Origin of the sequence: Bradyrhizobium sp. SZCCHNPS1003, assembly GCF_032381555.1 — a bacterium.
GTDB lineage: Bacteria > Pseudomonadota > Alphaproteobacteria > Rhizobiales > Xanthobacteraceae > Bradyrhizobium.
The window spans coordinates 542,891-555,783 of the sequence record NZ_JAUHIU010000001.1 but is presented as its reverse complement, the minus strand read 5'-3'; the positions used below and the strand labels follow the sequence as shown (position 1 = coordinate 555,783).

The 12,893-nt window shown below is 66.7% G+C and carries 8 protein-coding genes and 1 pseudogene; 3 read left to right on the top strand and 6 right to left on the bottom strand.

What is annotated here, in order from left to right; all coding sequences use genetic code 11:
* Window positions 1-94 precede the first annotated feature (94 nt).
* The 4 genes from QX126_RS02565 to QX126_RS02550 form a co-directional block, all read right to left on the bottom strand.
* Window positions 95-1,210, bottom strand: a complete 1,116-nt coding sequence (locus QX126_RS02565; RefSeq protein WP_315736499.1) for an ABC transporter substrate-binding protein — start codon at window positions 1,208-1,210, stop codon at window positions 95-97.
* A gap of 213 nt (window positions 1,211-1,423) precedes the next feature.
* A complete protein-coding gene (locus QX126_RS02560) occupies window positions 1,424-1,645 on the bottom strand; it encodes a hypothetical protein (RefSeq protein WP_315779124.1) in 222 nt (73 codons plus the stop codon).
* A gap of 250 nt (window positions 1,646-1,895) precedes the next feature.
* Entirely contained in the window at window positions 1,896-5,078 is a 3,183-nt protein-coding gene (locus QX126_RS02555; RefSeq protein WP_315736501.1) for a multidrug efflux RND transporter permease subunit, read from the bottom strand.
* Between the two features lie 245 nt (window positions 5,079-5,323).
* The gene (locus tag QX126_RS02550) at window positions 5,324-6,562 is read right to left on the bottom strand and encodes an efflux RND transporter periplasmic adaptor subunit (protein WP_315779123.1); all 1,239 of its coding nucleotides are present in this window, start codon (window positions 6,560-6,562) and stop codon (window positions 5,324-5,326) included.
* Window positions 6,563-6,751: 189 nt separating this feature from the next.
* Here QX126_RS02550 and QX126_RS02545 point away from each other — a divergent pair, with 189 nt between their 5' ends.
* Entirely contained in the window at window positions 6,752-7,366 is a 615-nt protein-coding gene (locus QX126_RS02545; protein WP_315779122.1) for a TetR/AcrR family transcriptional regulator, read from the top strand.
* Window positions 7,367-7,485: 119 nt separating this feature from the next.
* Window positions 7,486-8,961: a M81 family metallopeptidase gene (locus tag QX126_RS02540; RefSeq protein WP_315779121.1), complete on the top strand. Its 1,476-nt coding sequence runs from the start codon at window positions 7,486-7,488 to the stop codon at window positions 8,959-8,961.
* A 265-nt stretch (window positions 8,962-9,226) separates the two neighbouring features.
* Here the strand turns inward: QX126_RS02540 and QX126_RS02535 are convergent, their stop codons facing one another.
* Window positions 9,227-10,852, bottom strand: coding sequence for an MFS transporter (locus QX126_RS02535; RefSeq protein WP_315779120.1), 1,626 nt, complete (start codon window positions 10,850-10,852; stop codon window positions 9,227-9,229).
* Window positions 10,839-11,972: an HlyD family secretion protein gene (locus QX126_RS02530; RefSeq protein ID WP_315736506.1), complete on the bottom strand. Its 1,134-nt coding sequence runs from the start codon at window positions 11,970-11,972 to the stop codon at window positions 10,839-10,841. Before QX126_RS02530 ends, QX126_RS02535 begins: the two co-directional genes overlap by 14 nt.
* Window positions 11,973-12,557: 585 nt before the next feature.
* On the opposite strand from QX126_RS02530, the pseudogene QX126_RS02525 reads away from it, so the two are divergent.
* Window positions 12,558-12,838 (top strand): annotated as a pseudogene (locus tag QX126_RS02525) (NAD-dependent epimerase/dehydratase family protein); the annotation flags it as partial.
* Window positions 12,839-12,893: the final 55 nt, after the last annotated feature.

The window sequence follows — 12,893 nt, the reverse complement described above, 5'->3', positions numbered from 1 at the left end:
TCGGCGCGGACCTCGCCGGGACTCATGCACGAGGAGGGCAGGCGCGCGTCGCGACGACGATCATCGCGCGCCCGGTTTGCTGATGCGGCGAGCCTCAGCGCGCCAGCCAGGCGTTGAAGCGCTTCGACAGCTCTTCCGAATTGTCGGTCCAGAAGCCGACGTCGAGCGCGATCGCCTGCTTGAGATTATCGGGGGTCGTCGGCAACTCGGCGGCGAATTTTTCCGGCACCAGCTTGGCGGCGGCGATGTTCGGCAGGCCGTAGGCGATGTATTCGGGCAGCTTGGCCTGGTTCTCGGCCTGGCTCGCAAACGCGATGAAGTTCATCGCGGCATCCTTGTTCGGCGAGCCCTTCAGCACCACCCAGCTGTCGACCGCGTAGATGCTGCCCGGAAACACGAAACCGAAATGCTTGCCCTCCGTGCGGTTGATGGCGCTGATGCGGCCGTTATAGACCGAGGTCATCGCGACCTGGCCGGACGACAACAGCTGCAACGGCTGCGCACCGGCCTCCCACCACACGATGTCGGCCTTCAGCGCGTCGAGCTTCTTGAAGGCGCGGTCGACGCCCTCCTTGGTCTTCAGCATCTTGTAGACGTCGGCCGCCGGCACGCCGTCGGCCATCAGCGCGAATTCGAGCGTGTATTTGGCGCCCTTGCGCAGGCCGCGCTTGCCGGGAAACTTCGCCGTGTCCCAGAAGTCCGCCCACGTCTTCGGCGCGTCCTTGATCTTGTCGCCGTCATAGGACATGCCCGTCGACCAGACGATGGCGCCGACGCCGCAATCGCTCACGCCGGCCGGGATGAAGCCTTTCTTGTCGCCGATCTTGCTCCAGTCGATCTTCTCATAGATGCCGTCGCTGCAGCCGAGCTCGAGCTCCTCGGCCTCGACCTGCACCGCATCCCAGTTCGGCACCCCGGCCTTCACCTTGGCCTGCAGCACGCCGTAGCCGCCGTCCCAGCTCTCGTCGAGCACGGTGGCGCCGAGCTTGGCGGCGAACGGCTGGAAGTAGATCTTGCGCTGCGCGTCCTGATAGTTGCCGCCCCACGACACCACCGTGAGATCGCGCGCCTGCGCCGCCGCGGCGAGGCTCAGCACGGCTGCCGCAGCCACCAGCACCGTCTTCGAGACGGTGAGGGCCGCGCGTGGCGTCGCCCGACCCGTTCCGTTCGACACCTTCACACCCGTGGGGCTGGTCCGCCGTGAAAACATGCTCGATGATCCGTCGCGCTTTGAAAGGTTCAAAAAAGCTATCGGCTGTTCCCAGCCGTGGCAAGCGCGAGTTTTGATCGTGAGATGATGCCATTTTGGCGCTAGGGGCGGCGTCGGCCGCGCTGCGGCGGGGCGTGTTGAGATCGTCCGCTGCCGGCGCCTGGCCTGGTCCGGCCGGGTTCAACCTCGGGGACGCGTTGGGGGCTTGCGGCCCTACAATCCGGCGCTGCAGCCTTGATCGTCCGGGCAGGCAAGCGCCGGTACCGGTTCGCTCTCCGCCGAATTGTCGACGACGAGGCCGAGCGCCGGTCTGCTCGTCGCCCGTGCACGGGTCGGAGCCGGCAGCCGCCGCGCTGCACCGTGTGTGCCGATGCGTTCAAAACCCTTTGCCGTCTTCTTCAGCCTGGCGGCGACGAGATGATTCAAAAAATCCATGTTGCAACTCCTTCGGTCGAATGACCCGGCGGCCTGGTGCGGGACAGGCCGCCGGGTCGGCGCAACGTGCTGGAGTTGGCGTCCTCCATTCCGCTGCGCTGGTCTGTGATCCAGTTCACAGTCGCTGAGAATTGATCGTGCCCCGGATCATCGGGGAAGCGTGATGAGGACGCCGACTGTCACTTGCCTCTACGAAACAAGAGACGATTGCGTTTCTCCGCGTCCGACATCACGCTTGTTCACATGCCGTTTACTCCGCAGGCTGCGCTGCCACCGTGCCGTGGCCGCCGTGCTGGGTCAGCGGCTTCATGCCGGTCAGCGTTCGCAGCAGCACGTAGAACACGGGCGTCAGGAACAGGCCGAACACGGTGACGCCGATCATGCCGGAGAACACCGCGACCCCCATCGCCCGCCGCATCTCCGAGCCTGCACCGGTCGATAGCACCAGCGGCAGCACGCCCATGATGAAGGCCATCGACGTCATCAGGATGGGGCGCAACCGGAGCCGGCTGGCCTCGATCGCGGCGCGCAGCGGCGTGCGCCCGGCGAATTCGAGCTCGCGGGCGAATTCGACGATCAGGATCGCGTTCTTGGCGGAGAGGCCGACGAGCACGATCAGGCCGATCTGGGTGAAGATGTTGTTGTCGCCCTTCGAGAGGTAGACACCGAACATCGCCGCCAGCAGCGCCATCGGCACGATCATCAGGATCGCGAGCGGCAAGGTGAGGCTCTCGTACAGCGCGGCCAGCACCAGGAACACCAGCAGGATCGCGAGCGGAAACACCCACAGGCCCGAATTGCCGGCGATGAACTCCTGATAGGTCAGGTCGGTCCATTCGAAGGCGAAGCCCGGCGGCAGCACCTCGGCCGCGACCCGCTCCGCCGCCGCCTGCGCCTGGCCCGAGGAGAAGCCGGGTGCCGCTGCCGCGTTGATGTCCGACGACAGGAAGCCGTTGTAGCGGATGGCGCGTTCGGGACCTGCGCTCTGTCGCACGTTGAGCAGCGCCGACAGCGGCACCATGTCGCCGGAGGCGGAGCGCACCTTGAGCTGGCGGATATCGTCGGCACGGGCGCGGAACGGCGCGTCGGCCTGCACGCGCACCGAATAGGTGCGGCCGAACTTGTTGAAGTCGTTCACGTAGTACGAGCCGAGGTAGATCTGCAGGGTGTTGAACACCTCGGTCACGGGCACGCCGAGCTGCAGCGCCTTGGTGCGGTCGATGTCGGCGAACAGTTGCGGCACGTTGACCTGGAAGCTCGAGAACACGCCGGCGATCTCCGGCGACTTCTGCAGGCCCGCCATGAACGCCTTGGTGACGTCGTTGAGCGCCTCATAGCCGAGCCCGGCGCGGTCCTCGATCTGCAGCTTGAAGCCGCCGATCGTGCCGAGGCCGTTGACCGGCGGCGGCGGGAACATTGCGATGAAGGCGTCTTGAATGCCCGCATATTTCTTGTTGAGCTCCATCGCCAGCGCGCCGCCGGACAGCGACGGATCCTTGCGCTCGTCGAACGGCTTCAAGGTCGAGAACACGATGCCGGCATTGGAGGAGTTGGTGAAGCCGGAGATCGACAGGCCGGGGAAGGCGACCGAGCTCTCGACACCGGGCTGGGTCAGCGCGATGTCGCTCATCTTGCGGATGACCTCCTCGGAGCGGTCGAGCGTGGCGCCATCGGGCAGTCGGGCGAAGCCGACCAGATACTGCTTGTCCTGGCCGGGCACGAAGCCGCCCGGCACCTGCTTGAACAGCACGGCGGTGGCGCCGACCAGGAGGACGTAGAGGATCATCACCGCGGCCTTGCCGGTGATCACCTTCGACACGCTGCCGCTGTAATTGTCGGAGGCGCGGACGAAGGCACGGTTGAAGCCGCGGAAGAACCAGCCGAGGCTCTTGTCGAGGATGCGGGTGAGGCGGTCCTTCGGCTCGTGGTGGCCCTTGAGCAGCAGCGCCGACAGCGCCGGCGACAGGGTCAGCGAGTTGACGGCGGAGATCACGGTCGAAATCGCGATCGTCAGCGCGAACTGCTTGTAGAACTGTCCCGTCAGGCCGGAGATGAAGGCGAGTGGCACGAACACGGCGACCAGCACCAGCGCGATCGCGATGATCGGTCCGGACACCTCGCGCATCGCCTGGTAGGTGGCGTCGCGTGGCGACAGGCCGCTCTCGATGTTGCGCTCGACGTTCTCGACCACGACGATGGCGTCGTCGACGACGATGCCGATGGCGAGCACCAGGCCGAACAGGCTGAGCGCGTTGATCGAGAAGCCGAACAGGTGCATCACCGCGAAGGTGCCGACGATCGAGACGGGCACCGCCAGCAGCGGGATGATCGAGGCGCGCCAGGTCTGCAGGAACAGGATGACTACGATCACGACCAGCACGATGGCCTCGAACAGCGTGTGCACGACGGCCTCGATCGAGGATCGCACGAACTGGGTCGGATCGTAGACGATGTGATACTCGACGCCCTCCGGCATCGTCTTCTTGATCTCGGCCATGGTGGCGCGGACGTTGTCGGAGATCTGCAGCGCGTTGGAGCCGGGCGCCTGGAAGATCGGGATCGCCACCGCCTGCTTGTTGTCGAGCAGCGAGCGCAGTCCATATTCCGAGGCGCCGAGCTCGATGCGCGCGACGTCGCGCAGCCGCGTGATCTCGCCATGGGCGCCGGTCTTCACCACGATGTCGGCGAACTGGTCCTCGTTCGACAGCCGGCCCTCGGCATTGACCGAGAGCTGCAGGTCGAGCCCCTTGACGCTGGGCGATGCGCCGACCACGCCGGCCGCGGCTTCGACGTTCTGCGCCTGGATCGCCTTGACGATGTCGGACGCCGACAGGCCGTGCTCGGCCGCCTTCTGCGGATCGACCCAGACCCGCATCGAATAGTCGCCGGCGCCGAACAGCTGCACGTCGCCGACGCCGTCGATGCGCGCCAGCCGGTCCTTGACGTTGAGCACCGCGTAGTTGCGCAGGTACGTCGTATCGTAGCGGCCGTTCGGCGAGATCAGATGCACGACCATGGTGAGGTCGGGCGAACTCTTCTTGGTGATGACGCCGAGCTGGCGCACGACGTTGGGCAGCCGCGGCTCGGCCTGCTGCACGCGGTTCTGCACCAGCTGCGTGGCCTTGTCCGGATCGGTGCCGAGCTTGAAGGTGACCGTGAGCGTCATCGCGCCGTCGGTGGTCGCCTGGCTGCTCATATAGAGCATGTTCTCGACGCCGTTGATCTGCTCCTCGATCGGCGTCGCCACCGTCTCGGCGATCACCTTCGGATTGGCGCCGGGATAGGTCGCGCGCACCACGACGGAGGGCGGCACGACGTCGGGGTATTCAGAGATCGGCATGGAGAACAGCGCGATCAAGCCGCCGAGGAAGATCAGCGTCGACAGCACGCCTGCGAAGATCGGCCGGTCGATGAAGAATTTGGAGAGGTTCATGGGAGGCCCCGTGGTCGGGAGATGTCAGCGTGTAGTGTGGATTTCGCTTGGCCTGTTTGGCTCGCTGCCGCCTCACATCCGGTGTCGTCCCGGCGAACGCCGGGACCCATACCGCGGACGGCCAATTGGTGAAAAAGACTGCGGGTCATCTTCCTTGGTCGACAAGCAGGGCCGGTGGTTATGGGTCCCCGCTTTCGCGGGGACGACAGTTGTGGTGGTCGCGGATAGCCGGGCCTCAATGACGATCAGCGCTGCGCCAGTTGCTTGTTGTCTGACGCCGCCCCATCGCGTGCGCCCATCGCGGCCACCTGCGTCTTCAACAACGCACCCGGCCGCACCCGCTGCAGGCCGTTGACGACGACGCGCTCGCCGGGCTTGAGACCGGCGGAGATGATGCGCAGGCCGTCGACGCTGCCGCCGAGGCTGACCGGGCGATAGACAGCGCGCTCGTCGTCACCGACCACCATCACGAATTTTTTGTCCTGGTCGGTGCCGATGGCGCGCTCGTCGAGCAGCACCAGCGATTGCTGCTGCGGCTGGCCCATGCGCACGCGCGCGAACTGGCCGGGGATCAGCCGGCCGTCCTCGTTCTTGAACACGGCGCGGACGCGGATCGTGCCGCTCTGCCCGTTGACTTGATTGTCGATCAACTGGATGTGGCCGGATGCCGCGATGCCGCCCGAGGTCGTCATCTCGACCGGGATGCGGTCGAGATTGCCGCGCTTGCCCGAGCCATCGGCGATCGCCGACAATGCGCGCAACACCAGCTCTTCGGTGGCATCGAAGCTCGCATAGATCGGATTGACGGACACCAGCGAAGTCAGCACCGGCGAGGCCGAGCCGGCGGCGACGAGGTTGCCGACGGTGACCTCGATCCGGCCGACCCGGCCGTCGACTGGCGCCCGCACCTGTGTGTAGTCGAGGTTGAGTTTGGCCGTCTGCAAGGTCGCCTCGGCGGCCTTGACGTTGGCGATCGCCTCGCGATTGCCGTTGTCGCGCTGGTCGTAATCGCGCTTGGTCACGATCGAATTGCCGACCAGCTGCGCGCCGCGCTCCAGTTCGTTGGCAGCGAAAGCGGCGCGGGCGCGCGCCGCTTCCAGCTGCGCCTGCGCCCGGTCGACCTCGGCTGCGTAGGGCGCCGGGTCGATCTTGAAGAGGACGTCGCCAGCCTTGACCAGCGAGCCCTCGGTGAAATTGGTGCCGAGAATGGCACCGGCCACCCGCGGCCGGATCTCGACCCGCTCGACAGCTTCGAGCCGGCCGGAGAACTCGTCCCACAGGCTCGCCTTTCGCGGCTCGACCACGGCAACCGTAACGGCGACGGCCTGTTCGGGGGCCGCAGCGCGGGCTGCATTCGGCGCGGAACTGAAGTTGAAATAATGGGAGCCGGCATAGGATCCGGCGGCAATCAGCAGGCCAGCGGCGGCGACGGTGCTCAGCCACCGCTTCAGGCGGCCGGAGGAACGAATTTCGGGCGAAGGCATTGGCGCGCTCCAGTTTTGTAGTGCTCGCTACAAATGTGGCGCTGGCAACCGGTTCGCAAGAGACTTATGTAACGGATACTACGAAAATAGTAGCCCGACTTTCGGCGACTGCGCCAGATCAAAGAAATCGCGTTCAATAACAACTAGATAAGAATCGGACGGGGCGGAGACGGAACAGGAGTTTTGCACATGGGCATCGGACGGCCCCGGACTTTCGATCGCGACACCGCGCTGGACCAGGCGATGGAGGTGTTCTGGCGCCATGGCTATGAGGGCGCCACCATCGCCCAGCTCACCGACGCCATGGGCATCAACCCGCCCAGCCTCTACGCCGCGTTCGGCAGCAAGGAGGCCCTGCTCAGGGCCGCGCTCGACCGCTACACGGCGCGACGGGAGGCCTGGATGGACGAGGTGCTGAGTGCGCCGACCGCCCGCGAGGTCACCGCGCGGATGCTGATGGGCGTCGCCGAGAAACAGACCGATCCCTCCAATCCGCCCGGCTGCCTGCTGGTGCAGGGCGGTCTCGCCTGCGGCTCCGGCTCGGCCAATGTGCCGTTCGAGCTCGCGGCCCGCCGTGCGCAGACCGAGGAACAGCTCCGGCAGCGTTTCGATCGCGCAAAGGGCGAAGGCGATCTGGCTGCCACCGCCGACCCTGCGGCGCTCGCCCGCTATGTCTCGGCCGTCATCACCGGCATGAGCGTGATGGCGTCGTCAGGCGCCGACCGCGAGGCGCTGACGCAGGTCGCGCTGGTCGCGATCAAGGCGATCGAGGATCAGTCGGTCGCGGTTGAGAGCGCGGTCTGACGCCGCTCATGCGCTGGGCGACGGGGCGCTCTTCATTCCTGCCGGCTTGTGCTGATGGACGCGATGCGGTCCCCTGCGCCGCATCCTCGTCCCTCGCGCGAACCAAGAGCCTCCCCTCCATGCGTGTCTTCTCCGCCGCCCTTGCCACCGAGACCAACACCTTCGCGCCGATGCCCACGGGGCTCGCGACCTTCCATGAGCGCGCCTACTTCCCGGCCGGCCAGCATCCGGACAAGATGCAGATGCATGGCGGGCCGCTATGGGCTGCGCGCCAGGTCGGGCCGTCCAAGGGCTGGACGCTGATCGAAGGGCTGGTGGCTGCGGCCGTGCCCAACGGGCTGGTCACCCGCGCCGCGTTCGAGACCCTGCGTGACCAGATTCTTGCCGACCTCAAAGCCGCGCTGCCGGTCGACATGGCGTTGATCGGCCTGCACGGCGCGATGATCGCCGACGGCTACGATGATTGCGAGGGTGAGCTGCTCGCGCGCATCCGCGAGATCGTCGGGCCCGATGTGGTCATCGGTGCGACGCTCGACCCCCACGTTCACATGAGCGAGCTGATGGTCAGAAGCGCCGATCTGCTGATCTGCTGGAAGGAATATCCGCACACCGACATCCTCGAGCGCGCGCAGGATCTGGTGAAGCATTGCACCGAGATCGCCGAGAAGCGGCTGAAGCTGCAGAAGGCCCTGGTCGACACCGACATGATCGTCACCCTGCACACCACGCGCGAGCCGGTGCGCAGCTTCGTCGACCGCATCACCGCGCTCGAAGGCAAGGACGGCATCGTCTCGGTCTCGATCGTGCACGGCTTCGGCTGGGGCGACACGCCTGACATGGGCACCAAGGTGCTGGTCTATAGCGATGCCGCCGTCGATCCGGATGGTGTCAGGGCGAAGGCGCTGGCACGCCGACTTGCGGACGAACTGATCGGCATGCGCGAGGCGGTGACCGAGCGCATGCCCGCCGTCGATGCCGCGCTTGACCAGGCCTTGGCGACAGACGGCACCATCGTGCTCGGCGATGCCAGCGACAATCCCGGCGGCGGTGCGCCCGGCGATTCCACGTTCATCCTGCGCCGGCTGCTCGACCGCAACATCGGCAATGCCTGCCTCGGTCCACTCTGGGATCCGATCGCGGTGCGCATCGCCTTCGATGCCGGCGTTGGCGCCAAGCTGCCGCTGCGGATCGGCGGCAAGATCGGTCCGCTGTCGGGTGATCCGGTCGATGCGACCTGGGAGATCAAGGCGCTGAAGGAGAACATGGTGATGACGGGCCTTGCCGGCACGCCCGCCAAGCTCGGCGATTGCGCGTTGATCGGAAGCAATGGCGTCGAGGTCGTGATCACGACGTTCCGCTGCCAGGCGTTCGGCACCGACTTCTTCACGCAGCTCGGCTGCGATCCTGCCACGCGCAAGCTCGTCGTGGTGAAATCCGCCCAGCATTTCCGCGCGGCATTTGCGCCGATCGCGGCCGACATCATCATGGTCGATGCGCCCGGCGTGGTCGCGCGCGACGTGACGACGTTGCCCTACAGGAAGATCAAGCGTCCGAAATGGCCGCTCGATGAGCTGCCGCAACCATCGCGCGCATGATGTCCCAGAATGCGACGCTCACCGTGCCGCTGTTAAGGTTCGGAACGCGGCTGGAACGAACCGCGTCCGAATCGGCGGCGAGTCACGGTACGAGGTCTGTTCACGGCTACATCTCGTGCCACGCTGAATTGAGATGCAAGATGCAGCTCCGGCGCACGCGCCGTGCTGCTGTGCCGGCGTCAGAAAGTTAAGCAACCTCGGCGCCGCCGCGAGGCGCGTGTGTTGTGACGTTGCAGCCGTGCCGCGTCGGAGAATGTCGTCGCTCTCACGCCGGCGACGATCCGAATCGTCGCGTCCACGCCGTTCTCAACCCAATGGGGGCCGGCGAGAACGGACCGGGCGGCGCGCGGGTGATCAGCGCAACCAGCACCAGCGAGGCGATCGCGAGCCAGAAGCACAGCCAGAACGCGTCGAGATAAGCGAGCACGTTGGCCTCGCGCTGCACCTGCGCCGCCAAGGTCCCGACGGCGCGGGCCTTGGCCTGGCCGCCGCCATGCGCGGCGAAATAGCCGGTCAGCCGTTGCAGCGCGCGCGCGACGTCGAGATCGCTGCTCTGGATATTGAGGCCGAGATAGGCCGAATGCACCTGCTCGCGCACCCGCAGCCACGTTCCCATCAGGGCGACGCCGATTTCGGCGCCGCCGAGCCGCATCACCTGGATATAGGCCGCAAAGGACGTCGCGCGGGCCGGATCGGAATTCGACAGCGCGAGGATGATGATCGGAAGCAAGGTCAGGGCCTGTCCGATCGACTGCAGCACGACGATGACGATGAAATCCTCGCGCGCCCAGGCATGGGTGATCTGGGTGCCGAGCAGATTGGCCGCCGCGAAGGCACTGAGACCGAGCACGACGACGATGCGAGGATCGAGATGGCGAAGCAGGACGATCGACAGCGGCACCAGCACGACCATCGGCAGCGCGCCGTAGAACAACAGCAGCGAGCCGCTCTGCTCCGGCCGCAACTGCGTGATGGTGACGAGGAAGTTCGGCACCAGCGACGCATTCGAGAGGCTGGTCAGCGTGTAGAGCAGGATCACGACCAGCGACAGCCCGATGTTGCGCGAGAACAGCACGTTGAAATGCGCCCATGGCTGCGGGGCGAGCGCCTCGTTGACGAGGAACAGGACGAACAGCGCGGCGCCGCCGCACAGCAGCGCCATGACCGTGCCCGATTGCAGCCAGTCGAGTCGGTTGCCCTGGTCGAGACCGGCATAGATCATCGCCACGGCGCTGCCGAGCAACAGCATCCCGCCCCAGTCGGCGTTCTCGAGCAGCGCGCGGTTGACGGGCTCGGCCGGGGTGCCGAGATAGACCATCAGCGCCATCAGCGGCGCCAGCACGACGCCCTGCCAGTACAGCCACTGCCAGCCGAGATGCTCGACATAGAAGCCGACCAGCGAGGTCGAGGTATCCAGCGCGAAGCCGACCCGGATCGCATAGATCGAGATGGCCGGTAGCCACCAGCGGATCGGCAGGTTGCGGAAGATGATCATCAAGGTGGCCGGCACGAAGGTGCCGAGCAGCATGCCGTGCAGGATCGCGAGCGCGATCAAGATCGGATAGTCGCGCACGAACGGAATGATCAGGGACAGCACCGCATAGATCAGGCTGGGAATACCCAGCACACGGCGCAGACCGAACACCGTCGCGAGCCACGCCACGGCCGGCGCGATCACGATCTGCGAGCCGATCGCCGCGGTGGACAGCCAGGCGCCCTCGTCAAAACCGAGCGAGAACGCGCCGCGCAGATCGGGCAGGCCGACCGAGGTCAGCCGGCTGTCGAAATTCGCCAGGAACGAGCCGAGCAGGACGGCGCCGACGGCAAACAGCGGATGCGCCGCCTGGCCGCCGCGCGACAGCGGTCCGCGCTCGGTCTCACTTGGTGCCATCGGCCTGGCCGGCGGTGCGGATGTGGGTCACGACCGACATGCCCGGCAGCAGCCGCGCGAGCAGCGGCTGGTCGCCGTCGAGGGCGATGCGGACCGGAATGCGCTGCACGACCTTGGTGAAGTTGCCGGTGGCATTGTCGGGCGGCAGCAGCGCGAATTGCGAGCCGGAGGCCGGCGCGATCCGCTCGACGCGGCCGTGCAGGCTCTCGCCGGGGAACGAGTCCACGGTGACCTCGACCGGCTGGCCGGGCGCGACATGGGTGAGCTGCGTTTCCTTGTAGTTGGCGATGACGAATACATGCGGCAGCGGCACCACCGCGATCAGGCTGCTGCCGATATTGACGTAGTCGCCGACCTGCACCTGGCGCTGCCCGACGACGCCGTCGAACGGCGCGGTGATCCTGGTGTAGCCGAGCTTGAGCCGCGCCGCGGCCAGCGCGGCCTTGGCGCCGGCGAGATCGGCGCCGCGCTGCTTCTTGGTGCCGGTGAGCACCTCGAGCTGGTGGCGCTGCGCGGCGATCACCGCGCGGCTCGCGCGCACGTCCGCCTGTGCCTTGGCATAGGCGGCCGTTGCCTGTTCCAGCCGCTGCTTGGTACCTGCCTCGCTCTGAGACAGCGACTGCTGGCGCTCTTCCTCCTGCCTGGCCTGCACCTCGGCCGCGCCGGCCGAGACCTGCTGCGCTTCGGCCTGCGCGATGGTTGCGTATTGCAGCTCGACCTGATTGCTGAGGTTGTCGAGCGCCGCCTGTGCCGCCTCGACATTGGCCTCGGCCTGCGACACCTGTGCCTCGTAGTCGGCCGGATCGATCTGGACCAGCAGGTCGCCGGCCTTGACCTGCTGGAAATCGCTGACCGCGACCTTCGTCACCTCGCCGGCCACGCGGCTCGAGAGCTGCGTCAGGTCGGCGCGCACATAGGCGTCGTTGGTCGACTGGGTCGTTGCGTTGCCGGTCCAGGCGTTCCAGCGCGTGGTCGCGAGCGCCACGAAGGCGAGCGCTGCGATCACCGCAAGCAGCGGAATGCCGAGACGCGCCGAGAGCCCGGGCGCCGCGGCGGACGAGGGCGGTGGCGTCGCTGCAGCGCGCGCCGCCGCGTCGACGTTGCTCGGTGTTTCACTCAAGGGACGTCTCCCGCATCGGCCGACGCTGATCAGTCCGACGACTCGTACCCCATTCTGCGCCGCGTGCCACCTGGACTCTGGATTGTGAGCCATGCACCTGGGGGCATGGACATCTGCGCGCCGAACGGATCGGCGTGCCGGGCGGGCGCGCAGGCACGGCCTACACCTGGAGCCGCGCCGACCTCGCCGCGCCGGGATCGCGCCAACGACATCAGCGCTGGACTCGCTGCCACGGCGAGCCTGCGCATGATGTCCCAGAATGCGACGTCGTGCGCGCTCACGTTAACGTTCAGAACGTGGCTTGAACGAACCGCGTCCGAATCAGCGGCGCGGCCCGGTACGAGGTCTGTTCACGGCTAGATGTCGTGCTGTAGTCGCGGGACGCCCGCTATTCGGCGTCACCTGACCGCAATCGGACGACCGGCCGGGTGCGAGAGCGTTAAGAGCGCGGAGCGGCCTTCCGCCAAGCGGTTGTCGGTGACGCCAGCCGGCGCGCGCTGCCCGGTTGCAGCGGTCGGCTCGCTGGGTCACATTTCGCATTCCGCGACTCGATCCAGCCGTTTGCTGATCAGAAGGCCTTCATGCATGGATCACAAGGGAGCGATCCTGGTTGCCGGCGGCGCCGGCTACATCGGGGCTCATTGCTGCAAGGCTGTCGCCGAGGCCGGCTACGCGCCGGTCTGCTACGACAATCTGTCCACCGGCCATCGCCGCACTTCAACGCCGGCGGTGCCGACGCGTCAGGCCTGATCGGTGAGCTGCGCGATCCCGAGACGCACCTGATCCCGCGGGCGCTGACGGCGATCCTCGGCCATGTGCCGGACTTCGCGATTTTCGGCACCGACTATGACGGCACGATCATCCGCTCGGCCTGGACCTGACACCAGACCGCGCACCCGCGGATCGCGTGAGGCCGATGCC

Excerpts from the sequence above, each read along its gene's own strand:
- QX126_RS02565 (WP_315736499.1), bottom strand. The coding sequence starts at position 1,210 with ATGTTTTCACGGCGGACCAGCCCCACGGGTGTGAAGGTGTCGAACGGA.
- QX126_RS02555 (WP_315736501.1), bottom strand. The coding sequence starts at position 5,078 with ATGAACCTCTCCAAATTCTTCATCGACCGGCCGATCTTCGCAGGCGTG.
- QX126_RS02545 (WP_315779122.1), top strand. The coding sequence starts at position 6,752 with ATGGGCATCGGACGGCCCCGGACTTTCGATCGCGACACCGCGCTGGAC.
- QX126_RS02550 (WP_315779123.1), bottom strand. The coding sequence starts at position 6,562 with ATGCCTTCGCCCGAAATTCGTTCCTCCGGCCGCCTGAAGCGGTGGCTG.
- QX126_RS02560 (WP_315779124.1), bottom strand. The coding sequence starts at position 1,645 with ATGGATTTTTTGAATCATCTCGTCGCCGCCAGGCTGAAGAAGACGGCA.
- QX126_RS02535 (WP_315779120.1), bottom strand. The coding sequence starts at position 10,852 with ATGGCACCAAGTGAGACCGAGCGCGGACCGCTGTCGCGCGGCGGCCAG.
- QX126_RS02540 (WP_315779121.1), top strand. The coding sequence starts at position 7,486 with ATGCGTGTCTTCTCCGCCGCCCTTGCCACCGAGACCAACACCTTCGCG.